Source organism: Collinsella sp. TM04-29 (assembly GCF_003466565.1).
GTDB lineage: Bacteria > Actinomycetota > Coriobacteriia > Coriobacteriales > Coriobacteriaceae > Collinsella.
This window is the reverse complement of record NZ_QSPW01000005.1, coordinates 71,084-95,262: the sequence shown is the minus strand read 5'-3', so window position 1 is coordinate 95,262 and position 24,179 is coordinate 71,084. Positions and strand designations below refer to the sequence as shown.

23 protein-coding genes and 5 tRNA genes are annotated in these 24,179 nt (G+C 59.2%); 19 read left to right on the top strand and 9 right to left on the bottom strand.

The features are described from left to right. The first annotated feature begins 1 nt into the window (after nucleotide 1). The 13 genes from DXD39_RS09020 (at nucleotide 2) to folB (ending at nucleotide 11,767) form a co-directional block, all read left to right on the top strand. Entirely contained in the window at nucleotides 2–2,347 is a 2,346-nt protein-coding gene (locus DXD39_RS09020; RefSeq protein ID WP_117803871.1) for a GAF domain-containing SpoIIE family protein phosphatase, read from the top strand. 81 nt (nucleotides 2,348–2,428) lie between these two features. Beyond that, a complete protein-coding gene (locus tag DXD39_RS09015; protein WP_117735800.1) occupies nucleotides 2,429–3,175 on the top strand; it encodes an anti-sigma factor antagonist in 747 nt (248 codons plus the stop codon). Between the two features lie 105 nt (nucleotides 3,176–3,280). Then, nucleotides 3,281–3,356: transfer RNA gene (locus tag DXD39_RS09010), tRNA-Gly, on the top strand. A gap of 34 nt (nucleotides 3,357–3,390) precedes the next feature. Continuing rightward, nucleotides 3,391–3,464, top strand: a tRNA-Cys gene (locus DXD39_RS09005). 42 nt (nucleotides 3,465–3,506) lie between these two features. Further along, nucleotides 3,507–3,582, top strand: a tRNA-Gly gene (locus DXD39_RS09000). Between the two features lie 522 nt (nucleotides 3,583–4,104). Further along, nucleotides 4,105–5,838, top strand: coding sequence for a glycoside hydrolase family 13 protein (locus DXD39_RS08995; RefSeq protein ID WP_233504098.1), 1,734 nt, complete (start codon nucleotides 4,105–4,107; stop codon nucleotides 5,836–5,838). 141 nt (nucleotides 5,839–5,979) lie between these two features. Then, a tRNA-Gly gene (locus tag DXD39_RS08990) sits at nucleotides 5,980–6,055 on the top strand. 3 nt (nucleotides 6,056–6,058) lie between these two features. Further along, nucleotides 6,059–6,133: transfer RNA gene (locus DXD39_RS08985), tRNA-Val, on the top strand. A 666-nt stretch (nucleotides 6,134–6,799) separates the two neighbouring features. Then, complete coding sequence (nrdD, locus tag DXD39_RS08980; RefSeq protein WP_117803870.1) at nucleotides 6,800–9,022, top strand: anaerobic ribonucleoside-triphosphate reductase; 2,223 nt, start codon at nucleotides 6,800–6,802, stop codon at nucleotides 9,020–9,022. Between the two features lie 426 nt (nucleotides 9,023–9,448). Further along, on the top strand, nucleotides 9,449–10,030 hold the full coding sequence (nrdG, locus tag DXD39_RS08975) for an anaerobic ribonucleoside-triphosphate reductase activating protein (RefSeq protein ID WP_117735798.1): 582 nt from the start codon (nucleotides 9,449–9,451) through the stop codon (nucleotides 10,028–10,030). A 66-nt stretch (nucleotides 10,031–10,096) separates the two neighbouring features. Continuing rightward, entirely contained in the window at nucleotides 10,097–10,654 is a 558-nt protein-coding gene (gene folE, locus DXD39_RS08970; RefSeq protein ID WP_117800884.1) for a GTP cyclohydrolase I FolE, read from the top strand. A gap of 2 nt (nucleotides 10,655–10,656) precedes the next feature. Continuing rightward, nucleotides 10,657–11,238 (top strand): HD domain-containing protein, encoded by a 582-nt coding sequence (locus DXD39_RS08965; RefSeq protein ID WP_199572171.1) that lies wholly within the window; start codon nucleotides 10,657–10,659, stop codon nucleotides 11,236–11,238. 43 nt (nucleotides 11,239–11,281) lie between these two features. Then, on the top strand, nucleotides 11,282–11,767 hold the full coding sequence (gene folB, locus DXD39_RS08960) for a dihydroneopterin aldolase (RefSeq protein WP_199572173.1): 486 nt from the start codon (nucleotides 11,282–11,284) through the stop codon (nucleotides 11,765–11,767). Nucleotides 11,768–11,773: 6 nt separating this feature from the next. Here folB and DXD39_RS08955 read toward each other — a convergent pair whose 3' ends face one another. Continuing rightward, a complete protein-coding gene (locus tag DXD39_RS08955) occupies nucleotides 11,774–12,550 on the bottom strand; it encodes a M48 family metallopeptidase (protein ID WP_158565514.1) in 777 nt (258 codons plus the stop codon). 74 nt (nucleotides 12,551–12,624) lie between these two features. Further along, nucleotides 12,625–13,638 (bottom strand): dipeptidase, encoded by a 1,014-nt coding sequence (locus DXD39_RS08950; RefSeq protein ID WP_117803868.1) that lies wholly within the window; start codon nucleotides 13,636–13,638, stop codon nucleotides 12,625–12,627. A gap of 120 nt (nucleotides 13,639–13,758) precedes the next feature. On the opposite strand from DXD39_RS08950, the gene DXD39_RS08945 reads away from it, so the two are divergent. From DXD39_RS08945 to DXD39_RS08935, 3 genes are all read left to right on the top strand, one after another. Next, nucleotides 13,759–14,187 (top strand): peptidylprolyl isomerase, encoded by a 429-nt coding sequence (locus DXD39_RS08945; protein ID WP_117803867.1) that lies wholly within the window; start codon nucleotides 13,759–13,761, stop codon nucleotides 14,185–14,187. A gap of 3 nt (nucleotides 14,188–14,190) precedes the next feature. Further along, a complete protein-coding gene (locus DXD39_RS08940; protein WP_117803866.1) occupies nucleotides 14,191–14,769 on the top strand; it encodes an urease accessory protein UreE in 579 nt (192 codons plus the stop codon). An 83-nt stretch (nucleotides 14,770–14,852) separates the two neighbouring features. Continuing rightward, the gene (locus tag DXD39_RS08935; protein ID WP_117803865.1) at nucleotides 14,853–15,650 is read left to right on the top strand and encodes an HAD-IIB family hydrolase; all 798 of its coding nucleotides are present in this window, start codon (nucleotides 14,853–14,855) and stop codon (nucleotides 15,648–15,650) included. A gap of 15 nt (nucleotides 15,651–15,665) precedes the next feature. On the opposite strand, the gene DXD39_RS08930 is transcribed toward DXD39_RS08935, so the two are convergent. The 5 genes from DXD39_RS08930 to DXD39_RS08910 form a co-directional block, all read right to left on the bottom strand. Further along, nucleotides 15,666–16,046 (bottom strand): Fur family transcriptional regulator, encoded by a 381-nt coding sequence (locus DXD39_RS08930; RefSeq protein WP_172677978.1) that lies wholly within the window; start codon nucleotides 16,044–16,046, stop codon nucleotides 15,666–15,668. Nucleotides 16,047–16,107: 61 nt separating this feature from the next. Further along, nucleotides 16,108–16,518 (bottom strand): acylphosphatase, encoded by a 411-nt coding sequence (locus DXD39_RS08925; RefSeq protein ID WP_117786322.1) that lies wholly within the window; start codon nucleotides 16,516–16,518, stop codon nucleotides 16,108–16,110. 2 nt (nucleotides 16,519–16,520) lie between these two features. Further along, nucleotides 16,521–17,627, bottom strand: a complete 1,107-nt coding sequence (locus DXD39_RS08920; RefSeq protein WP_117803864.1) for a Gfo/Idh/MocA family protein — start codon at nucleotides 17,625–17,627, stop codon at nucleotides 16,521–16,523. A gap of 73 nt (nucleotides 17,628–17,700) precedes the next feature. Then, nucleotides 17,701–18,237 carry a ribonuclease HI gene (gene rnhA, locus DXD39_RS08915; RefSeq protein ID WP_117637459.1) on the bottom strand — a complete coding sequence of 179 codons (537 nt, stop codon included), beginning with the start codon at nucleotides 18,235–18,237 and terminating at the stop codon, nucleotides 17,701–17,703. Nucleotides 18,238–18,285: 48 nt separating this feature from the next. Further along, nucleotides 18,286–19,188, bottom strand: a complete 903-nt coding sequence (locus DXD39_RS08910) for a LysR family transcriptional regulator (RefSeq protein ID WP_117803863.1) — start codon at nucleotides 19,186–19,188, stop codon at nucleotides 18,286–18,288. 273 nt (nucleotides 19,189–19,461) lie between these two features. Here DXD39_RS08910 and DXD39_RS08905 point away from each other — a divergent pair, with 273 nt between their 5' ends. From DXD39_RS08905 to DXD39_RS08895, 3 genes are all read left to right on the top strand, one after another. Beyond that, the gene (locus tag DXD39_RS08905) at nucleotides 19,462–20,772 is read left to right on the top strand and encodes an O-acetylhomoserine aminocarboxypropyltransferase/cysteine synthase family protein (RefSeq protein WP_117803862.1); all 1,311 of its coding nucleotides are present in this window, start codon (nucleotides 19,462–19,464) and stop codon (nucleotides 20,770–20,772) included. A gap of 312 nt (nucleotides 20,773–21,084) precedes the next feature. Further along, nucleotides 21,085–21,861: a hypothetical protein gene (locus tag DXD39_RS08900; RefSeq protein ID WP_117655280.1), complete on the top strand. Its 777-nt coding sequence runs from the start codon at nucleotides 21,085–21,087 to the stop codon at nucleotides 21,859–21,861. A gap of 189 nt (nucleotides 21,862–22,050) precedes the next feature. Then, nucleotides 22,051–22,257: a hypothetical protein gene (locus tag DXD39_RS08895; RefSeq protein WP_089572989.1), complete on the top strand. Its 207-nt coding sequence runs from the start codon at nucleotides 22,051–22,053 to the stop codon at nucleotides 22,255–22,257. 108 nt (nucleotides 22,258–22,365) lie between these two features. On the opposite strand, the gene DXD39_RS08890 is transcribed toward DXD39_RS08895, so the two are convergent. Then, entirely contained in the window at nucleotides 22,366–23,280 is a 915-nt protein-coding gene (locus DXD39_RS08890; RefSeq protein WP_233503015.1) for a ketopantoate reductase family protein, read from the bottom strand. A 117-nt stretch (nucleotides 23,281–23,397) separates the two neighbouring features. Beyond that, complete coding sequence (locus DXD39_RS08885) at nucleotides 23,398–24,168, bottom strand: cyclase family protein (RefSeq protein ID WP_117803861.1); 771 nt, start codon at nucleotides 24,166–24,168, stop codon at nucleotides 23,398–23,400. Nucleotides 24,169–24,179: the final 11 nt, after the last annotated feature.

Genomic DNA, 24,179 nt, shown 5'->3' with positions numbered 1-24,179 from the left:
GATGGAAACGCTTGAACGCAACGAGTGGGCAGACGTTGCCCAACTAGTCGAGATCACGAGCGATGCTGTCATCATCTGCGAGCTCGACGGAACCATTCTGCATGTGAATAATCGCTTACTTGGTTTGATGTGCGAGGAACGCGCCGACGTCATCGGTGGAGATGTTAAAGACGTCCTGTACTCGTCCGCTTTTGAACGTGCGACGGAACATCGTTTGCCATTTGAAACTGATGGCTCCGAGAGCGAACTGATGCTCAAGCTGAGCGATGGCTCCTTTATTCCCGTATTGGTTCGCGCAGGCTCCGTAACGCCTCCACGTATCTTTGGGCGCCGCGCGCCACGTGTCCTGGTGGCGCTTCACAGTATTGAGGAACAGTATTCTCACGACCGGCAACTCAAGCGTGCGTTATCGGAGCTTAGAGTGGCGAACAAGCGTCTCTCTGGCACGCTCTCGGTCATTATGAGCACTGTGGGCTCCGATGAGTTACCCAGCCTGCTTGATACCGTTTTGAACCAGCTTGTAGGAACGCTCGATGCTTCGGGTGCTGCTATCTATTTTTCTGAGAGCGGCGGCTTTAAGCTCCGCGGTGTTTCCAAGGAGCTGCTCGACAGCTACCTGCCCGAGTTTTTGCCGTATGGCGCTGGCATTCCGACGTATGTTCTTCGCGAGTCGCGTGCCTGTCGCTTGTCGATTCAACAGGACCTTGAGGGCGATAAGGCCGCCTCCGGTATGTTCATGGACCTGGATAATCGTTCTAAGCACCTGTTGCGCATGCAGGATATGCCTCCGTACCGCAGTGAAATCTGTCTTCCCGTTTTTTACGGTACGCAGATCCTCGGCGTGCTGGAAGTTGGTTGGAAACGCCCCCGGGCACCGCTCGCTTATGATGTTAATGTACTTGAGGTCATTTGCGATTACCTGTCTATCCAGCTGGTCGGCATGGCATCGAGCCTTCGCTCCCGTCGCACGGCCGAGCTTGGCCGCTCGCTCAATGTCTTGCGGGATGAGTTGTTTACCTTTCTAGACGATTCCGCCGCGGCTACCCAGGCGGTATCGTCCGAGATCTGCAATATGCTCAACTGCCATTTTTGCCCTATTGAGTATGACGCCAGTCTGGATTCCTACGTCATAGATTTTGAAGGCGGCAGTCGCGTTGCTTTGCCGGACGATCCCGAGAAGCTTTTCTTTTCCACGACGGCGCCAGCGGCACGTTTGGGGGCTGCCCCTGATGGCTTTGAGGCATCTGTTTTGGGCGGCACGAGTGCCGAGGACCTTAAACACGTCCGTATAACTCGCGTTGACGAATCGATGCCTATGGGAGGCTGGCTTAGAGCGCATGGCCTGCCTTGCCAGGGTCTCTACGTCGACGCCGGCATCGAGGCGGGGCGCCCACGCCCTGAGGGCGATGGCAAGCACAGTAACGACGCAATCGTTCCTGCTTCTGTTGCGAAGGGGCCGACGACGCGTGCGCTGCTGCTTCGTGATGGTAGCCAAGAGCCGATTGATGATCTTGAATATGACTACTTGGTGCACTTGGCGCATGACTTTGAACTGATCTACGAAGGCGAATCTCAAAAGCGCGAGGAGCGCCATATCGCTCAGACCCTCCAGATTGGCATGAGAAATTCCCTGGGGGATGTTCCGGGAATCGCCGCCGATTCGGTGTACCTGTCGGCCACGAACTCAGCGTTGGTCGGCGGCGATTTCTATACGCTCATCCGTCTTCCCGACGACTGCGCCGTCATGATTTTGGGCGATGTGTCTGGCAAAGGCATTGAGGCTGCATCGATGTCCGCGCTCGTCAAGACGGCCCTGACGGCATATGCCTGGGAGGGCGCTGGACCGGCCCGCATGGCACGCTCCCTTAACAGCATGCTCATGGGCTTCTCGAGGGTCGAGACGTTCGTGACGGCCTTTATCGCCAAGATTGACCTTAAAACCGGACGCGCAACGTATTGTTCGGCGGGCCATCCTCCGACCATGGTCATCAGGCCAGAGTCGATGCCGCTGGGTGGCGGCGAGGCCCGTGGGGGAGAGGTCGAGCTGCTTGGATGCCAATCGGGCGTAATCGGTGCATTTGAGAGCATGGTTTACGAGACGGGCGTGTTTACGTTCGCTCCTGGCGACATGCTCTTCATGTATACGGATGGAACGATTGAGGCCCGCGACCGCACCGGAGCGTTCTTTGGCGAGCAGCGCCTTCGTGATCTTCTGCTCTCTGTCTCGGGTGAGGGCGTATCGGGAATCTGCGGCAAGGTCTTGGGCGAGCTCGACCGATTTACCGAATCGGCGCTGGACGATGACATCGCATTAGTGTCTCTTGAGTTTTTGCGGGGCCGGTCCTAAACAGCGACGCTGGGCGCGCCGAATCCGCACGGTTGCGGAAAGGCATGCATCGAACAAGCTCTTTTGGGGAACCATGGTCGTATGAATGAGTGGAATGACATAGCGGTTTTGACGCCACCAGGCGATATCGACATCGCCACGGTGCCTGCGCTGCGTCGGCGGTTGGATGCTTTGATTGGCCGCGGCGTGCGTCGTGTCGTCATCAACTGTCAGGCTGTTAGCTTTATCGATTCGACGGGCTTGGCATTCCTGCTTACGCGCGCTCGTGAGCTCATGAGGCGAGAAGGCCTGCTTTCGCTCGTCAATGCATCAGGTGAAGTTGTTCGCTTTTTGGAGATTGCTCGTCTTGTCGATATCCTTCATGTCGCGGGGCCGGCACGGGAGCCTATTCCCGCCATTCCGGTGGGGGAGCTGCCTCGCTGGAGTAAGAGCGTCGAGGTCCGTCAGGGTATCGAGAATCTTCCATACTACCGACATCGCATCGCCGAACTCCTTGAATCGCTTCCGTTGCGCCGTGACGAGCGCTACGATGTCGCATTGGCGTCGGGGGAGGCACTGGGTAATGCCTATGACCATGCGGGCGGTATCGGGTGCGTCCTGACGGTTCAGGCCTATGGCGATCGCGTTGTGGTTGAGGTGCTTGATCGAGGTGCTGGCTATTCTATCGATGAAACGAGCGAGCCGGTCGCATCCGAGGAACGCGGCCGCGGTATCAAGCTTATGCGTATGCTCGTCGATAACGTGGAGGTTGCTCGTCGTACGGACGGCGCTGGCACGCGCGTGCAGATGGTGAAGCTGTTTAGCGGAGCACTGGAATCGTGTGCCTAGCCAATCGCTTTAGCGCGTTTAGCTACTAAGAACATGCGGCAGACAAGTTTTTTGAAAAAAGTACTTGCGTCTTTTGGACAACTCGCGTAAATTAATAACCCGCAAGCGGACATGGCTCAGTTGGTAGAGCACAACCTTGCCAAGGTTGGGGTCGCGGGTTCGAGCCCCGTTGTCCGCTCCATTGCATTTCCGGACCGTTTAGGCGGTCCTTTTTCGGCGAAGTGGCCAAGTGGTAAGGCAGAGGCCTGCAAAGCCTTTACCCCCGGTTCGAATCCGGGCTTCGCCTCCAAGCAACATCCGGGCGCTCCGGCGCCCGTTTTGTTTTACATATGCGGACATGGCTCAGTTGGTAGAGCACAACCTTGCCAAGGTTGGGGTCGCGGGTTCGAGCCCCGTTGTCCGCTCCAAACGCAACAGCCCGACTACTACGGTAGCCGGGCTTTTTCGTACCCATCGTATGGGCTCGAACCCGAGAGGGAGCGAGCGTTAAGCAAACGCGGAGCGTTTGTAGCGAGCTGGCGAGGACGCCGACAGGCGACCGAAGCCGGTGCGGATCCGCGAAGCGGATACGCAGACGCCCCGTTGTCCGCTCCAACTATCTTACGCGGTTCTAACGAACCGCGTTTTTTGTTGACGCTGCGCGAGCCCCGGGCACCCCATCTTGCCCCTCAATCGTCGGTCGCGTACATAAAGTACGCTTCCCTCCTCTTTCGCGGCAACTTGGGGCACCCGGAGCCCGCTCGCTGTCGTGGCCGGAGGAGTGGGCCTTCCGTTCTTTTCACTGATCGATCGATTCGTCCCAGGAGACTCGAACCCGAGAGGGAGCGAGCGTTTGGGGCGTGGCTGTGGCGTTGTTTGCCGCGAATGTCCGCTTTGGGCGTATCATCGTGGGCATCTCGCATAACCTCGTTGCAAGGGAGATACGCCCCATGGCTACAGAAAAGTCTTCTTCGCGCTCATGGATGTCCGACGCCGCGATCTATCAGATCTACCCGCGCTCGTTTAAGGATTCGACTGGTTCGGGTCTGGGCGATATCGCGGGCATTACCCAGCAGATGGACTATCTTGAGCAGCTGGGCATCGAGGCTATCTGGCTGAGCCCGTTTTACCCATCGCCTCTTGTCGATGGCGGCTATGATGTGGCGGACTACTGCGATGTCGACCCACGTCTCGGCTCGCTTGATGACTTCGATGACATGATCGCTGCGGCTCATGCGCGCGACATCAAGGTCATCGTCGACATCGTGCCCAACCATTCATCTAACCAGCATCCTTGGTTCAAAGCCGCTCTTGCCGCCGGCCCCGGATCGCCCGAGCGCACCCGTTATATCTTCCGCGATGGTCGCGGCGAGCATGGCGAGCTGCCTCCCACCAATTGGAATGCCAACTTTGGCGGCCCCGCCTGGACGCGTGTCGCGGACGGTCAGTGGTATCTGCACATGTTTACGCCTGAGCAGCCGGACTTTGACTGGTCGTGCCCCGAGGTTCATGCGTTCTTTTGCGACGTCCTGGCGTTTTGGAGCGATCGAGGCGTCGATGGCTTTCGCATTGATGTGGCGCACGGTCTCGCCAAGGATCTCGACCGCGATGATCTCGACCGGTGGCATCTCGCCGAGGGCGATGACATGGTTGAGGACGGCACCCATCCGCTGTGGGACCGCAACGAGGTCCACGAGATCTATCGCGAGTGGCGCCGCGTGTTCGACCGCTATGATCCGCCACGCAGCGCCGTTGCCGAGGCGTGGGTGCTGCCCGATCGCCAGTATCTCTACGCGCGTCCCAGCGAGCTTGGCCAGACATTCAACTTTGAGTTTGCCAAGGCCACTTGGACCTATGATGACATGCACGCTGCAATCGAGGAGGGCTTGAAGGCAGCTATAGAATCCGATTCCGCCTCGACCTGGGTGCTCTCCAACCACGACGTGCCGCGCGTGGCGACGCGCTATGCCCTGCCGCAGATCAAGGCGACGCGCTACCACCAGATTGCGCTCGACTGGCTCTTACGCGACGGGTCGTCTTATGACGAGGAACGTGAACTCGGCGAGCGCCGCGCGCGGGCGGCCCTTTTGCTCGAGCTGGCGCTTCCGGGCTCGGCATACGTGTATCAGGGTGAGGAGCTCGGCCTTTTTGAGGTGGCTGACATTCCGTGGGCTGTACTCGAAGATCCTACTGCGACCAATACGCACGGACCGAAGCGCGAGAAGGGGCGCGACGGCTGCCGTGTGCCCCTGCCGTGGGTGGCGGCGGACGATCCCGCGCAGGGCGGATCGTTTGGGTTTTCACCGGCGGACGCCGATGCGGCGCCCCATCTGCCGCAGCCTGCATGGTTTTCCGATTACGCTGCCGATAGGGAAGAAGCGGACCCGACATCGATGCTTGCGCTCTATCGTGACGCCCTCTGGCTGCGGCGCAAGCTGCGCGGGTGCGCCAACGATCTCGCGTGGCTCGATCTTGACGGGCGCACCGGCCTTGCGGATGGTGCCGAGGGCGCTGAGGGCGGCGTCATCGCCTATCGCCGCGACAACGGCTGGGCGTGTGTGACGAACTTCGGTGCAGCGCCCGTGGAGCTGCCGGCGGGCAGGGTCCTGCTCACCTCATCACCGCTCGCAGACGGCAGGCTCGTGCAGGACAGCTCTGCCTGGATCATGCTCGCTGAGTTGTAGGGGCCTCTTGCGGCGAGTTTGCGTTTGTCTGCGCCTTCCGTGGTGTCTGATGCCTTCATGAGGCTCGCGAGGGCGTCGCGAAACTTTTCAAAAAAAGTTCTTGCATAGGATGCGGGCATCACGTAAGATTAATCCTCGTAAGCGGACATGGCTCAGTTGGTAGAGCACAACCTTGCCAAGGTTGGGGTCGCGGGTTCGAGCCCCGTTGTCCGCTCCATTTGGGCGTTTAGCTCAGGGGGAGAGCGCTTCCCTGACACGGAAGAGGTCAGAAGTTCAAATCTTCTAACGCCCACCAAATGTTCGCAGCTCAGAGGCTTAGCCCCTGAGCTGTTTTGTTTTGGTCGCCAAATACGTCACCAAATTTCGAGTTTTTGATCTTCCGGGATGCTTCTCAGCAGTCATCCGAGGAAACTCTCATCTTCTCCGTTTGCATACACATATCTTTCAAGGATTCGTGCCGCGGTTGCATGAGGCTCGGCAAGGCACGACCGCAACATGTTGGTCAAGCATAATCTTTTGGATTCTTTTGGCGCGAGCGGCTTGGTTTTGGTAGGATTTGTCAGCGGCTTGACTAAGGGGGTTTTATAACTGCCATGCAGGTAGCCGTGCTGGTAACGTTTTACCGACTTGCCAAGAACCCCTCATTTTTAATGCGTCTGCAAAATGACCAATTGCTTTGACCTGCTGAAACACTATATGTTGTGTTTAACCTAAAAAAAGAATACAGGATATAGATGCCTCTTTGTCGTATGATAGATGGCGGACAGAGAACGAAGACCTTAACTGCCTCTTTTGAACGTGTCCTTGAGCCGCTTGATCGGCTCCTGGGAGTGTCCGCATTGAGGCTTATGGTTTATCGAGAACACAGATTGCGCGACGGCGCCGCAAGACGGGGCAAGCCCTGCCGGGCATCGTTTGGCTCTGAAGCGCAATGAGACTACGACGCGAAAGAGGCAAGAGGATGAAGATCATCAAGCGCAGCGGCACCGAGGTTGTCTTTGACATCGATAAGATCGTCAATGCCATCCGCGCCGCAAACTTGGAGGTCGAGGAGAGCTCTCGTCTTACCGACCGCCAGGTGGTTTACGCGGCACAAAACGTCGCCGAGGCATGCGAGAACGCGGGCCACACCGTGTCGGTCGAGGAGATTCAGGATCTAGTCGAGGACGAGATCATGCGTCTCGACTGCTACGAGGTCGCTCGCCATTACATCATCTATCGCTATGTTCAGAGCCTGAAGCGCCAGAAGAACACGACCGACGACAAGATTCTGTCGCTCATCGAGTGCAACAACGAAGAGGTCAAGCAGGAGAACTCCAACAAGAACCCGACCGTCAATTCCGTTCAGCGTGACTACATGGCCGGCGAGATTTCCAAGGACCTGACTCAGCGTGTGCTGCTGCCCCAGGAGATCGTGGATGCTCACAATGAGGGCCTGATCCACTTCCATGATTCGGACTACTTTGCCCAGCACATGCATAACTGCGACCTGGTGAACCTGGAGGATATGCTCCAGAACGGTACTGTTATCTCGGGTACGCTGATTGAGAAGCCGCACAGCTTCTCGACGGCTTGCAACATCGCGACGCAGATCATCGCCCAGGTTGCTTCCTCCCAGTACGGTGGCCAGTCGATTTCGCTGACCCATCTTGCCCCGTTCGTCGAGGTGAGCCGTCAGAAGATTCGCGGCGAGGTCGCCCGCGAGCTCGAGGAGCTCGGCGTTTCCGCATCTCCCGAAAAGGTCCGCGAGGTTGTTGAGGACCGCCTGCGTGACGAGATCCGTCGCGGCGTCCAGACGATTCAGTATCAGGTCGTGACCCTTATGACCACGAATGGCCAGGCGCCGTTCGTGACGGTCTTTATGTATCTCAATGAGGCCCGTACGCCCCAGGAGAAGCACGACCTTGCCATGATTGTGGAGGAGACGCTTCGTCAGCGCTATGAGGGCGTTAAGAACGAAGCCGGCGTGTGGATCACCCCGGCATTCCCCAAGCTCATCTACGTGCTCGAGGACGATAACATTCGCGAGGATTCGCCGTACTTCTATCTGACCAAGCTCGCCGCCAAGTGCACCGCCAAGCGCATGGTGCCCGACTACATCTCCGAGAAGAAGATGCGCGAGCTTAAGCTGTCTAAGGGCGAGACTGCCGGCAACGGCGATTGCTACACCTGCATGGGTTGCCGCAGTTTCCTGACGCCCGACCGTTCGGGCAACGGCTTTAACAATGTCGCCAACGCGCTGAACTATGACCCGACCAAGCCTAAGTACTACGGTCGCTTTAACCAGGGTGTTGTGACCATCAACCTGCCCGATGTCGCGCTGAGCTCGCATCAGGACATGGATAAGTTCTGGAAGATCTTCGACGAGCGCCTTGAGCTGTGCCATCGTGCCCTGCTGTGCCGTCATGAGCGCCTGATGGGCACGCTTTCGGATGCCGCGCCGATTCTTTGGCAGTACGGCGCCCTGGCGCGTCTGAAGAAGGGCGAGACGATCGACAAGCTGCTCGTGGGCGGCTATTCCACCATCAGCCTGGGCTATGCCGGCCTGTATGAGTGCGTCAAGTACATGACGGGTCACAGCCACACCGAGAAGGAGGGCACGCCGTTCGCCATGGCCGTCATGCAGCGCATGAACGACAGGTGCGCGGAGTGGAAGGCCGAAAGTGATATCGATTTCTCGCTGTACGGTACGCCGTTGGAGTCGACGACCTACAAGTTCGCCAAGTGCCTGCAGCGTCGTTTTGGCATCATCCCGGGCGTGACGGACAAGGGCTACATCACCAACAGCTACCACGTCCACGTGTCCGAGGAGATCGACGCATTCGACAAGCTCAAGTTCGAGGGCATGTTCCAGCAGCTTTCGCCGGGCGGTGCCATCTCCTACGTCGAGGTTCCCAACATGCAGGACAACCTCAAGGCTGTCATCCGCGTGATGCAGTACATCTACGACAACATCATGTACGCCGAGCTCAACACCAAGAGCGACTACTGCCAGGTGTGCGGCTACGATGGCGAGATCCGCATTGTCGAGGACGATGGCAAGCTGGTGTGGGAGTGCCCCAACTGCGGCAACCGCGACCAGGAGAAGATGAACGTCGCTCGTCGTACGTGCGGCTACATCGGTACCCAGTTCTGGAACCAGGGTCGAACCGAGGAGATCCGCGACCGCGTGCTGCATCTCTAATAGTCATCCCAGGCCGCCCCGTAGCGAGGCCCCGGACCTTTACTCGCTATTTCGGACAGTCCTGGCTCACGACGGAGGCGCCACTGGCGCCTCCTGTTCGTGCGGAACTCATATCGAGCAAAGGTCCGGGGCCTCGCTACGGGGCGGCCAAGTTGATGTAGCTGAGATGCAGCATGCGGTCTGCTCACTACTCGAAGTTCTTAGCGGAAATAATTCGAGCTGCAGCTGCGATTTACTTGCGATGGCGGTTGAGCCGCAACCCAGTTTTTATTGGACCTCGAACCCTATACTCGATGTTCGCTTCGTTCATTGAGTTACCCTTTGCATGAGGCCGGGACATATCGTCCCGCCCGCAGTTTCGCAGGCCGCAGGCCGAGAATGTTTGAGGACGGGATGATATGCCCCGGCCTCCCGGGAGAGTTACCTATGAACTACGCGAACATTAAGTATTTCGACATTGCTGATGGAGAAGGCGTCCGCACTTCTCTGTTTGTGAGCGGGTGCCGTCGTGGCTGCAAGAATTGCTTTAACTCCGTCGCGTGGGACTTTGCCGCGGGCGAGCCGTTTGATCGTGCCGTCGAGGACAAGATTATCGAGAGCCTCGATCATCCCTTTATTGACGGCCTGACGATTCTGGGCGGCGAGCCTATGGAGCCCGAGAATCAAGCGGGACTCGTTGATTTTGTCGAGCGTGTTCGCGCGGCCTATCCAGCGGGGTCGGGGAAGACTATTTGGTGCTTCACCGGCGATGTGCTCGAGGAGCTTATGCCGGGAGGCCGCCACCATACCGAGGTCACGGACCGTATCCTTGCCTGTCTCGACATGTTGGTGGATGGCCCGTTTGTTCAGGATCTGTATGATATCTCATTGCGTTTTAGGGGCTCGAGTAACCAGCGCGTGATCGATATGAACGCTACGCGCGCCCGTGCTGAGCGTGAGGGCGTTGCGCTTTGTGATGCGGTTGAACTTTGGCGTGATGATCCGGTCTATTCGACCCATACTATGTAGCTTGTGGTCGATGCCGAAGGGCGTGGTACCATAGCGCGAACGTGAAATCGGAAAAGTGAGGCCCAGATGGTCGATCAGGAAAAAGTCGAGGCCGCCATTGAGCTGTTGCTTGAGGGCATAGGCGAGGATCCAGCTCGTGAGGGCCTGCTGGAGACCCCGGCGCGCGTTGCCCGTATGTATGGCGAGATTGCCGGCGGTATGGACCAGAGTGCCGAGGAGCACCTGTCCAAAACCTTTGCCGTCGCTTCGAACGATTTGGTTATCGAGCGCGACATCACGTTCTACTCGCTGTGCGAACATCATCTGCTGCCGTTTTATGGCAAGGCCGCCATTGGTTATATCCCTAACGGTCGGGTGGCTGGGCTTTCCAAGCTCGCCCGCACGGTTGAGGTTTATGCCCGCCGTCTTCAGCTGCAGGAGCAACTGTGCGCACAGGTTGCCGATGCCCTCATGGATTATCTCGCTCCCCAGGGAGCGATTGTGTTGATGGAGGCCGAGCATATGTGCATGACGATGCGTGGCGTGCAAAAGCCCGGCACCAAGACCGTGACGCTTGCTCGCCGCGGCGTCTTTGAGACCGATCCCGCGCTCGAGGAGCGTTTCTTTAGGATGCTGGGCCGCTAACCATGAGAGTCGTCAACGACTTTACATCGAAGACCGATGAGGGGACGTCGCGTCGCGGCTTTATGGCTTCGGGCCTGGCCCCCTTTGGTGCCATGCCCCGCATTGATTACATTTGTGCCAACGGGCTGTTCCGGCGGCACCTGGGCAACATCGTACAGTTGGAATCGGGGCGCATCTTCTGCCGCCACGGTATTGACCATCTGCTCGATGTCGCTCGCATTATGTGGATCAAGAATCTCGAGGAACAGCTCGAATTTGACCGCGAGGTCATCTACGCCACGGCACTTCTTCACGATATCGGCAAAGATGAACAGTATGAATCGGGTATATCCCATGATGTTGCAAGCGAACGCGTCGCTGATGCGATTCTCGGCGGCATGCCCGATGACGTGGCGTTTGAGCCGGCCGATGCCGCAGCCATTAAGACGGCCATTCTGGGCCATCGAAAGCTGCGCGTGAACAGCCAACCGCCTGAGCGTCTGCTCTATGCAGCCGACAAAGCGTCGCGTGCCTGCTTTGCATGCCCCGCGCGCAACGCTTGCAACTGGAGCGATGATAAAAAGAACCTGTCGATTCGCGTGTAGTTAGTTTGCGCGGTCGGGGTTCTAAACGAAGGAGACGATCGCGTTGAGTAACAAGAAACTGCCCGAGAATGCAACCAAGACCGAAGGCGCCGAGCTCGCCCGCCGTGGAAGGGGTGAAATATCCACCGCAACGGCGGTGCCTCACGTGAGCTATGACGATTTGCGCCATGCCGATCGTATTGTCATTGACGGCCTTGAGGTTTTTGCCAACCATGGCGTGTATCCCGAGGAGAACGCGCTGGGCCAGAAGTTCATCGTGTCCCTGGTGCTCTATGCCGACCTGCGTGCAGCGGGGGAGCACGATAACCTGGACGCCTCGATTGACTACGGCTCGGTGTGCCACGATGTCGATGGCTATCTGCGCGAGCATACGTTTAAGCTCATCGAGGCTGCAGCCGAGGGTGTGGCCCAGATGCTGCTACGTCGTTACCCCTTGCTGCTTGGCGTGCGTGTTAAGTTCGATAAGCCTTGGGCGCCCGTCGGACTTCCCCTGGCAAGCTGCGGTGTCGAGATCGAGCGCGTGCGCTAACCGGCCCTACAGCTCGTTGGCAGGCGGTTTTTTGAGCCGCTGCGACAGAGCCCTATTGTTGGGGCAGTACGTGTCGAGCAGGGCGTGAAACCGCTGATTGTGGCTTGGCTCGAGCAAGTGGACGAGCTCGTGGGCGACAACCATGTCGAGGCATTCGACAGGGTAGGCGGCGAGCTCGCGCGCGATACGAATGGCGCCGGTTTTGGGTGTGCAGGAGCCCCAACGCGTTTTCATGCTGCGCACGGAGACGCGGGCCACGGTGACGCCCATTGCGATTTCGTACGCGTGCACGATGTCGCGTAGCGCTGCGGTGACCTCGGACGCGTAGAGCTGGTCGATGTGGGCTTGGAGCTCGTCGGACGTTAGGCCGTCGAGGATTGCGCGCCGCTTGGCCTGTGGGCTTTCGTCCGATTCGTCGGTACCCATAAAACTTGCGAAGGTGGCCTGCTTGGGTCGCGGTGCGGGCGATGCAAAGTTGTGATCGAGTGCGTCCTGTACCGTGATGGGCTTGCCCCAAAGTGCAATGATGGACGATGGGCTGAGCGGCTCTCGCGCCGTTGCCTGACGTTGCTCGCGCTGGGCAAGTCGGCCGATAATCCAGGCGCTGTTGCGCTTCACAAACGCTTCGATGCGCTCGCGACCGGCGCCGAGCGGTGCGCTGGCGTGGACCTCACCGCTCGATGTGACGCGTAGGTTGAAGTTCTTGACGCGTTTTTTGGTAACGATGACGGGCAAGGCCGTCCCATCCGGTCGAGATACGGAAATCGTAAATTGCTGCGTCAAAAGCGGTCCTTTGGGTTGGGGACGGGCCGGCATGTCGACCGTTCGGCATGCCGGCCCGCTCAAGGGATGTGAAACTAATAACGCTCGAAGAAGGCAAGCGCGTTGTCGCTGCAGAGCTTTTGCATCACGGTCTTGCCAAAGTGCTTGGAGAGCATGTTCTGGAACTCGGGCATCATGCTGGCATCGGAGAGGAAAGCGGGCACCGTGGCGCCGTCCCAGTCGCCGCCGAGCGCGATGACATCTTCGCCGCCCAGGTCGAGCCAGTGCTCGATATGCGCCGCCAGCTGGTCGAAGGTGACGTCTGCGGCGGTCTTGTCGGTTGCGTCGTTGGAAAGGAACTCGCTGCAGTAGTTGAGGCCGACGATGCCGCCCATGTCGCGAATGGTGCGGAACTGGTCGTCGGTAAGGTTGCGCTTGACGCCGCAAACCGCACGGGAGTTGGAGTGGCTGGCGACGAAGGGGCGCGTGGCGCGGGCGACAACCTCGTCAAAGCACTCGTCGTTAAGATGGGAGACGTCAAGCACCATGCCGGCGTGCTCCATCTGCGTAAGCGCCTCGATGCCGGCGGCGGTGAGGCCGGCGTGGGTATCGTGTCCGCTCGCGAGCGGTCCCTGCGCATTCCAGCTGAGTGATGACATGAGCACGCCCAAGCTCTTGAGCACCTCGATCAGCGCGGGGTCCTCGGCAAAGAACGTGGCGTTTTCGATGGTGTGGATGCAGGCGACCTTGCCGCCCTTGAGCGCAGGGCGAATGTCGGCGGCGCTGCGTACGTTGACCATGCGGTCGTGGTTGAGCATTGCCTGGCCGCTCATGTGCGCCATGATCTGCGCCTGGAAGCGCGCGGCGTGGGCGGTGGGAATCTCGTCGGGGACAAACGTGGCGAAGCACTGTGCCCACGGCGTATTGCCGATCTTTGCGAGCGAGATGGCGCAGGCATTACCCTCGATGAGGTCGAAATCTTGCGGATGCGTTTCGTCGCCGGGGAAATAACCGTCGGTGCCGACGGTAAAGCGCAGGTCGAGATCGAGCGTGGCCCAGCCGATGCGGTCGGCGGTGTCGCAGTGTAGGTCAAATACGGGATATGCCATGGTTCCTCCGGTTGCAGCGTTTCTTTGCAAACTGTCTTTGAATTGTATGACTAGGGTATAGTTAGCGCCATATGTTCATGGCGGCCCGCGTTGTGCGCCGCCCTTATCACGGAGGTTTCCATGTCCAACCAGGGCAAGAAGGTCAAGACTCATTATCGCGGCACGCTCGACGACGGCACGCAGTTCGATAGCTCCTACGATCGCGGCGAGCCGCTGGAGTTCACCTGCGGCGCCGGTCAGATGATCAAGGGCTTCGATGCCGCTGTTGTCGACATGCAGGTGGGCGAGAAGAAGACCGTGCACATTCCTGCTGCCGATGCCTACGGCGAGCACAACCCCGAGATGGTCCTGACCTTCCCGACCGAACAGGTTCCCAATATCGAGCAGATCGAGAAGGGCATGAAGCTCTTCCTGTCCACGCCGAGCGGTATGCCCGTCCCCGCCGTGGTCATCGACGTAACGCCCGAGGCCGTGACGCTCGACGCCAACCACGAGCTGGCCGGCAAGGACCTCAACTTTGATATCGAGCTCGTTGAGGTCGAGGGCTAGAGTATGCCTGAACGCTTGGTTTCGACGACATGCTTGGGAAATCTCAACGATCCGTCCTATGAACTCCTACTTCGCCGGGAGCTGGGCGGTGTCTTTGAAGTTGACGAGCTCCTGCTCGATTGGGACCAGGCTGATGCGCGCACGTTTGTGGGCGTGACGGAGCTGGGACGCACGATCGATGTTCGGCTGGATACTGCCGACGGCGGTCGTCTTGCCGATGGCGACGTGCTCGCCATTGACCGTTCGGGCATGGTGCCCGTGGCGGTTGTCGTGCGCCTGCGCAGCGCCGAGGTCTATTTGGTCGAAGTCGACCGCATGGATCCGATTGCACTCGCGCATGCGTGCTGGGAGATCGGCAACATGCATGCGCCGCTCTTCCGGGGCGACTCGGACGAGCATACCGTGCGCATGTATACGCCGGTGCAGCCTGTTTTGGGCCGCATGCTTCGGGGTGTCGAGGGTGTTCAGCTCTCGGTGGTTACCCGTGAACTCGATGTGGACCGGCGCTTTGCATCGAGTGCGGCGGAGGTCGTCGTGAGCATGGCTCCGGACTTTACCATCGTTAAAAAGACGCGCGACTAAGCGCGCGTATGCGCAAGACGGGCTTTGAGGGGTGACCGATCAAGGTCCGTCTTGCTGTTGATAGGAGGCTTTGGGGGAAGCATATGGGTCTTGAGGGAATCAAGCTGATTGCATGCGATTTGGACGGCACGCTGCTGCACCCGGGGGAGCGCGAGCCGCGTTCCGAGGCCTTTGAGCTTATCGATGAGCTGCATCGTCGCGGTATCGTGTTTATGCCGGCGAGTGGCCGTCAATATGCGAGCCTGCGCTACCTGTTTGCCCCGGTGGCCGATGAACTCGCCTATGTATGCGAAAACGGAGCCCTGGTCATGAGCGAGGGGCGTGCCGTGGTCAAGCGTTCTATGGAGCGTGGCCTGGCCATGGATATCGCGAATGCCGTGGTTGCGTACCCACATGCCGACGTGACCCTTTCGTGTGAGGGGCACCTCTACACCATGAGCGGCAACGACGCGTTTGTTGACCACCTGCGTTATGAGGTCCACTGCGATGTGGCGGTGGTCGACCGTCCAGAGGACATTGACGAGGATGTCATTAAGATTGCCTTCCAGACGTCCGAGGCGGAGCAGCCGGCGGCGCTGGAGTATTTTGTGCGTCGCTTTAGCGACCGGGTCGATGTGATGACGTCGGGAACCGAATGGACCGACTTTATCGGCTTTGATTCGGGCAAGGGGTCCGCGCTTGCCGATTATGGTTGTGCGCTGGGGATCTCACCTAACGAAATGATGGCGTTTGGCGATAACGAAAACGATCGCGACATGCTCAACGTGGTGGGCCATCCCTATCTGATGGAGAGCTGCAATCCCAGCATGGGCGGTGTCAATGACCGTGTCCGCTACGTGCGCACGGTCGAAGAGGAGCTGCGTCGTCTACTTGCTGAGTAGGCATGTCCCAAACATCTACCGGCAGTCGGGGCAGAGACCCTCGAAGATGGTGTAGTGCGACGTGACGTGCCAGCCGATTTGCTCGGACGCCTTGGCGTCGAGCTGGGCATCGAAGGGGAGCGGTACGTCGATGACGCGGCTGCACGAGGTGCAGATGATATGCGCATGCGGCTCGATGGTGCGATCGAAGCGGCTGCCGCCCGGCGTCTTGATGGAGAGGATTTCGCCGGCGTCGGCCAAGAGATTGAGATTGCGGTAGACTGTACCGCGGCTGATTTTGTCATCCTGCGCGCGCACGACGTTGTAGATTTCGTCGGCGGTGGGATGGTTATAGCTTTGGCGCACGGCGTCAAGAACCAGCTTTCGCTGCCTGGTATTCCTTCTTTGCACCGCCATGCGCCTCGCCTCTTTTCTATTAACGGTCGTAGGTAAATGATACCGTATTTAGCACACAATACTAATAACGAGGCGTGAAACCGTCTTCATTGGCAAGTGGGGCTCGAGCCTGGGCGTCTGCGAGGCGAAAACGCGTTCCCATGCGCTCGTAGGAGGCATGAAGCGCTTCGAGATGAGATAGGATATTTGCCGGAGCTCCCTGTATCTCCATCTCGACTGAGCCGTCTTCCATGTTACGCACCCAGCCGGTGAGCGCGCGTGCCTGCGCGAGGTTGGTGTTGGTAAAGCGAAAGCCAACGCCCTGGACTTGCCCCGCCCAGCGCAGGAAATAGCGCAGGGGAGTGTCTTGAGTGGCCTCGTCGCTTGCGAGCACAGTAAGCCTGCGGCGCAGCTCGAGCTCGACGTTTGATGGTTTTTGAGGTTCTCGACTGCCGCCGGTGACGCTGGAGAAGAACGTATCGAAGAGGCCCATCGCTATGCCTGCTTGCCTGCGTCGGCCGGGAAGGTTATGCCGGCCTGCTGGCGCACGGCATCCATGATGCGCAGCGAGACGAGCGTGACATCGCGGTAGTGACCAAGTTCGTGACGTCCCGCCGGGGTCTCCCAAATCTCTTCCTTAACGTTATCGATGCCGCCGATGGCGGTGATAAAGTCTGTGAGTTCGTATTCCATAGTGTTGCTCGATTTGGGCAGGTCGAGCACGCGGCCGTTGTCGCCCTGTTCGCGCGGTGCCTCGGTCGCCGAGCCGCGTACGACATCGCCGCGATAGTCGATGCGGACGTTGCGGGGCGTGGACAGATGGTCGATCTGGATAGTGCCACGCTCGCCTTCGATCTGCGAGGGCAGCAGGTCATTCGTAATTTTGGAGTGCGCGAGCTCGACGGAGATGCTGCCTCCGCCATAGCTGGCGAGGATGGAACCGCAGCCGTCGATGGGGCCGTGCGTGAGCTGTCGCGTGGTGGGGTCGAGTAGAGTAGTCATGCTCGTAAGGCCGGAGGGCATGCCGAAAATCTCGACCATGGGCTCGACGGCGTAGACGCCAATGTCCATGAGGGAACCCGATGCCATATTGCAGTCGAAGATATTGGTGGCGCGTCCCGCGAGAATCTCGTTGTAGCGCGAGGAATACTTGCCAAAGCGCAATGAGGCGCGGCGGATGGGGGCGATCTCGCCCAGGGCGTCCTCGATGGCGTGGAAGGCGGGATCGTGGAGGGGACGCATGGCCTCGAGGGCCACGACACCTGCTGTCTCGGCAGCGCGGAAGACTTCCAGCGCCTGCGCTTCGGTGGCGCAGAAGGGTTTCTCGACGATGACGTGCTTGCCACCGGCGATGCAGGCAAGGGCCTGCTCGTAGTGAAGCGCATTGGGGCTGCCGATGTAGACGGCGTCGACGTCGGCGGCTGCCGCAAGCTCATCGAGCGACGTAAAGTTTCGCTCGCCACCGCGCTCGGCGGTAAAGGCAGTACCGCGATTGGCGTCGCGTGAAAGCGTGCCCACAAACGCGGCTTGGTCGTTGGCGTTGACGACTTGGATAAAGTCGTCGGTGATCATGGATGTACCGATGGTCGCGATGCGCAGCATACGTCTCCCTTGCGTTGTTTGGTCTACAGGATGAGTGTAGCGCGTGGGGATATAAAGCTGCGCGAAAACGCTATTACAGGTCGCTCTCGTTAAAGCCGGTGTCGATATCGAGGTTGCTGCCGTCGGCCGCCGTGGTGGCGAGCTCATCACAGCGCTCGTTGAGCTCGTGACCAGCGTGACCCTTAACCCAGATGAACTCAACCTTGTGCTTGCTTTTGGCGGTGAGTAGGCGCTCCCACAGGTCGCGGTTCTTGACGGGTTGCTTGTTGGCGGTTTTCCATCCGCGCTTTTTCCAGCCGTCGATCCAGTGCTTGTTAAAGGCGTTGACGACATACTGCGAATCGGAATGGACTTCGACCTCGCAAGGGCGGTTGAGCGCCTCGAGCGCCACGATGACCGCCATGAGTTCCATGCGGTTGTTGGTGGTCTTGGCGTAGCCGCGCGAAAGCTCGGAGGTGAAGGTCTTGCCGGCGGGGTTGGTGTATTTGAGCACGGCGCCGTAGCCGCCGCGTCCCGGATTTGATCGGGCCGAGCCGTCGGTATAGATGATGACCTTCACGGGCTTCCTTTCGTTGGGTACGTTTCGTGTGAGTGACCATTGTAGCGCCATGCCCGCCGGGGGCTAGCAATCTACGATTTCTACCCCGTCTTCCGACAGTTAGTTGGCACGGATGATGCGGTTGAGCTCGTCGAGGTATTGCTGCAAGAGGGGAGAGGGCTTGCGCTCGTCGTGCATGATATAGCCTACGTGCATCGTTGGGGCGTCTGCTAACGGGATCGATGCCATACCCCATTGCATTTCATTGGAGAGGACACCGGTCGACAGGGTGTAACCGTTCGACGTGATAAGTAAGTTAGTAAGTGTTCCGCGGTCCGAGATTCGTATGTTGCGGTCGCAAGGGATATAGCTAAAGGGTTCCTCGGCGTAATAGAAGGAGTTTGAGGTTCCCTGCTCAAAGCTGTAGCGCGTATAGGGCGTGAGGTCGGCAAGGGACAGTTGAGGGCGGCGTGCGAGCGGATGGCGTTCGCTGACGAAGACGTGGACCGTCGCGTCGAAGAGGGGATGGAAGCTTGCGCGGGCATCGGCGAAGGCCTTCTGCAAGACACGGGTATTAAAGTCGTCCAGATAGAGGATGCCGATGTCGCTGCGAAACGCGCGCACGTCGTCGATGATCTGCGATGTGGTGGTCTCGCGCATGATGAACTCGAACTTGCTGTCGCGGCAGCGCTCGACTACGTTGACAAAGGCCTCGACCGAAAAGGCGTAGTGCTGGGCGGAAATGGCGAGGCGGGCTTGCGGGGTGCCGCCGTCCTCGTAGCGCGCCTCGAGCATATCTGCCTGCTCCACGACCTGGCGCGCATAGCCTAAAAGCTCGGTACCGTCGTTGGTGAGCGTGACGCCGCGGCTGGAGCGCGTAAAGATCTCCAGATGGAGCTCCTGCTCGAGGCTTTTGACGGCGTTGGAGATATTGGACTGTGCGGTATAGAGGCGCTGCGCTGCGGCGTTAATTGAGCCGGATTCTGCCACGGCGATAAGAAAGCGAAGCTGCTGGAGGGTCATCGGCGCCCGTCCTTTCGATAGCTATCTAAAAAACCGATAACAGGTTAGCGCTTTTAAGTGATTGACCGAGGGAGACGATGCTCGTACTATTCAAAACACACAAAGGCGGTAGGTAATTAAGCCGACCACAGAACCGGGATGCGAAAGGAGGCCCGCATATGAATTGCTTACCAAGACGAATGCCGGGCTCCTGTTTGCGCCCGTCGGCGTGATCAGGAGACAGCGACTTACTTCTCTCTTTTTATTTACTTTCGTTCGATCAAGGAGATCATCATGAGCCAGTTCATCAACAACCCCGAGCACACCTTTGGTTTCGATACCCTGCAGCTTCATGTTGGCCAGGAGAGCGCCGACCCCGCATCCGACTCCCGCGCCGTGCCTATCTACCAGACCACGAGCTATGTGTTCCGCAACTCCCAGCACGCCGCCGACCGCTTTGGTCTTGCCGACGCCGGTAACATCTACGGTCGTCTGACCAACTCCACCCAGGGCGTCTTTGAGGACCGTATCGCCGCGCTCGAGGGTGGCGTTGCTGGCCTCGCCGTCGCCTCTGGCGCCGCCGCCATCACCTATGCCCTGGAGGCACTTGCCCAGGCCGGTGACCATGTGGTTGCCCAGAAGACCATCTACGGTGGCTCCTACAACCTGCTGGAGCATACGCTCTCCCAGTTTGGCGTCGAGACCACGTTTGTCGATGCCCATAACCTGGACGAGGTCGAGGGCGCCATCAAGGACAACACTACGGTCATCTACCTCGAGACGCTCGGCAACCCCAATTCCGACATTCCCAACATCGACGCTATCTCCGAGGTTGCCAAGAAGCATGGTTTGCCGGTTGTCGTCGACAACACTTTCGGCACCCCGTATCTGTTCCGTCCGCTGGAGCATGGCGCCAACATCGTTGTCCACTCCGCAACCAAGTTCATCGGCGGCCACGGCACCTCGCTGGGCGGCGTGATCGTCGATGGTGGTAACTTCGATTGGAAGGCGAGCGGCAAGTACGCCCAGATCGCTGAGCCCAACCCCTCCTACCACGGTGTTTCGTTTGCCGAGGCTGCCGGTCCCGCCGCCTTCGCGACCTATGTCCGCGCCATCTTGCTGCGTGACGAGGGTGCCTGCATCAGCCCGTTCAACGCCTGGGTCCTGCTCCAGGGCACCGAGACTCTGTCGCTGCGCGTCGACCGCCATGTCGAGAACACCAAGAAGGTCGTTGAGTTCCTGGCTGGTGACAGCCACGTCGCCAAGGTGAACCACCCGAGCCTGTCTGAGCACCCCGATCACGAGCTCTATCAGAAGTACTTCCCCAACGGTGGCGCTTCGATCTTCACCTTTGAGATTAAGGGTGGCCAGGAGGCAGCTTGGAAGTTCATCGATCATTTGCAGGTGTTCTCGCTGCTCGCCAACGTGGCCGACGTCAAGTCGCTCGTCGTGCACCCGGCTACCACCACGCACTCCCAGCTCTCTGCCGAGGAGCTCGCCGAGCAGAACATCACGCCCTCCACGATCCGTCTTTCCATCGGTACCGAGAACGCCGAGGACATCATTTGGGATCTGAAGCAGGCCTTCGCCGCGCTGGACGAGTAAGGCGACTTGTGCAAGGACCCCTTGCGACTCGATAGGTATAACTGCATAAAATGCCTGCTCAAGGCGCCTGCGCAAGCAATGGTTGCGCAGGCGCCTTTTTTGCATAGGAAGGGCGCTATTACAGGGTTTTTGGCATGCTTTATGCATTCGAGTTGTGGAAAACTCCTGTTGAGAGGATGTGAGTTTTACGCAATTGACGTGCGCCTTTTGAGTAAAACCGCAGGTCGCGATTTGCTCGAGGTACTATGCAGCGCGATCGAATCACACGCAGCTCAAACGCAGCAAAAACGCACTACGGAGGTTTCCAGCTACATGAGGATCGATTCACGAAAACCGAAAGCCGCTGCCCTTTCCGCCGCTCTGACCGTGGCACTTTTGGCGGGCGCCGGTGCAACTGATGCCCACGCCGCAACACTGTCCGATACGGTTGGATCTACGCCGTCCGAGACGACGCTGGTACAGCCCGTTGATTATCGCGGCGATGGTTATGGTTCCATGCAGGAGTGGAACGCCTCGATGGAGGCCAAGCGCGATTCCCTTGAGATACGCGCTCAGATTATCCTAAACATGTATGGTGACTATGCCACCGATGACGAGCGCGCTGTGCTGCAGGGTTGTATCGATGGTGCGGGCAGCCTTTTGACGATGGGGGAGGTCGACGCGAAGTCGACCGAGCTCGATGAGCTGCGCACTGTGCTTGAGAATGCCAAGCGCGAAGCGCTCGAGGCCGCTGCCGCCGAGGCGGAGGCTGCCGAGGCCGCCCAGGCTTCGTATTACAACGCCGGCTCCGGCTCGTCTTACACGTCTGCTGCGTATTACGCGAACGGCTCGGGTCTGACGCGCTCGAGCGGCGTCAATAACTATAACGGCCGCCGCGAGACTTATTACAGCAGCAACGTGTTGTATCACCACCGCACGGGCGAATGGACGCAGGATTCTGAGGGCTTCTGGCGCGATTCCGACGGCTATTACGTTGTTGCCGCGGGCGATATGGCCCAGGGCTCGACCTTTACGGGCTCCAAGGGTGATTGCAAGGTCTATGACTCCGGCTGCGCTGCCGGAACCACCGACTACTACACCGGTTGGTAATCTGCCATAAGCAAAATACGCACATGATGGGCGGGCGTCTTTACTGAGCTTTTAGGCAACGTAAAGCCGCCCTTTCTTTATGTGCGCTTGAGTTAACAGAGCCCTTACCGTGGCGGTACGCTGGGCGTATGGATGCGGGGCACACTAGTTCATGAGAAATAGGGTCTTTCTCTTGGAGGAAGTGATCTTGTGAATGCTCGAGATATTGCCATTGCCGCCGTCGCATTGGTACTTGGCTGTCTTGGCCCTACAGCTGCGTTTGTCGCAGGCATGCAGGGCTCGTGCGGGGCTGCTCCTATTGTGGTCGGCGCGCTCATCGCATCAGCGCTGCTGGGAAGTGCGGGCGTGACCCTTTGCCGCGATGACGAGGACGAGACGCCGCAGGTGCGGCGCTAGCCGTTGTGAAGCTGGTTTTGCCCATAGATGAAGAAGGAAGCCGCCGCAAGGGGAGTGCCCTTTGCGGCGGTTTTTGATATTGAGACTGTTGGATGCGGTGCGGCGGCGTTACCAGCTTGCCTCGATATCACGGATGCGCCGATAGAGCCATTCGTTCTGCGGCGCCTGGATATCGTGCTTGGCCGCGAGGCGGCGGACGGTGCCCGCGAACTCCTCGACCTCTGTTTTGCGCTGCGCGACGCGGTCCTGCGCCATCGAGGGCATGCCGGCGGGGTCGAGCCCCTCGATGAGATGCACCATCTGCGTTAGGTCTGCCTCGGTGAGCTCGATACCCTCGGCGTTGGCGACCGCAAGCGTCTCGCGCATGGCGGAGACAAAGCAACGACGCTGCTCGGAGCCCTGTTCCGTGGCGCTTCCGTACGTGCCTCCGTAGGCCATGCAGGTCTGGTTGATGCCGTCGTTGAGCATGAGTTTTGCCCACATGCGGTGGGCGATGTCGTCCTCGACGGTGTGGGCGATGCCGCAGCGCGTGTAGAGCCCGTCGATAGCGGTGACGGTCGCGGGGTCGGTGCCGGCGGCCGCACCAAAGCGGATCTCGCCCGCATTGGTAAAGGTGAGCGCGCCGTTGAGAAACACAGCGTCCATGCCTTGGCAGATTCCGAGGACGGTGTGCTCCCAGCCAAAGCGCTCGGCAATCTTCTGCTCGCTGGTGATGCCGTTGCACAGCGAGGCGATGAGCGTTTTGGGGCCCACGATGTGTTCCATAGTCTTGAGCGCCTGGTCGAGTCCGGTTGTCTTGACCGTGAGGATGACCAGATCGGCGGGTGTCGCCTCGCTCGCGCGGACGGACTTGAGCGCGCAGGGCTTGCCGTTGACGGTGAGCGCATCACCCGCGTGGCGCTCAAAGCGCGCGTCGTCCATAACGTATTCGACGGCGTCGTTGCCGAGCGCTTGGGCGATCATGCTGCCGTAGAGCAGGCCCACGCCGCCCTTGCCGATGAAGGCGACCTTGTTGATCTGCATGTGAATCATCTCCCCATAAAAAGGCGCCCGCGTATGGGGCGCCTGATGGATTGTATGCCGCCGGGCCATGTCGCGTGCACCGGATGGCCGTATTTAGAAGAACAAACGCATGGGAACTTATGACGCGGGGCAGACCGCAAAGACACGTGCGGGATATCCGACGCCATCACGCACCTTGGGGAAGGTGCAGAAGATGACGGCGCCCGTGGCGGGAAGCTCGTCTAGATGGTCCATGACCTCGATCTGATAGCGGTCGACCGAGAGGATGTACTGCTCGCCGGGGTAGGGGTAGGCGTCCTCACGCGTGGTCACGCTCGCCGGGTCGGTGCCAGCCGGCTCGTGGCCGATGGCGCCGATGTTGCGCTCTTCTACAAGCCATTTGATGGCGTCGAGGTCCCAGCCGGGGTAGTGGGGCTGGCCGTCCTCGTCCTTGTTTTCGAGGTCGGTGAGCTTGGACCAGTCGGAGCGGAAGGCGACGAAAGCGTCTTTGGGAATGCGACCGTGCTCATCCTCCCATGCTTTGAGGTCCTCGACGGTCAGGACGTAGTCGGGATTTGTGGCGCACTCCTCGTGTTTGTCGATCACACAGAGCGGATGCATAAACTCGATGGGTTCAATCTCTCCAAGGGAACGGCCGTCAACATGGAAGTGGCGCGGTGCGTCGACATGCGTGCCGTACTGCGAAGCAACCGAATACTGGAAGCAGCGCATGGGCGCGAGCATGTCTTCGGGCGTGTCGGGCAGGTAGTCGAAGAGTTTGGTGGACTCAAAGGGCTTAAAGCCGAACCAGTGCGGAGTGTCGCACGAGAGCGTGTGGGTGAGGTCTACCCAGCGATAATCGGTGCTTTTGAGCTGGGATGCGAGATTCCAAAGGTCGAGCGTGGGCATGGGTGGCTCCT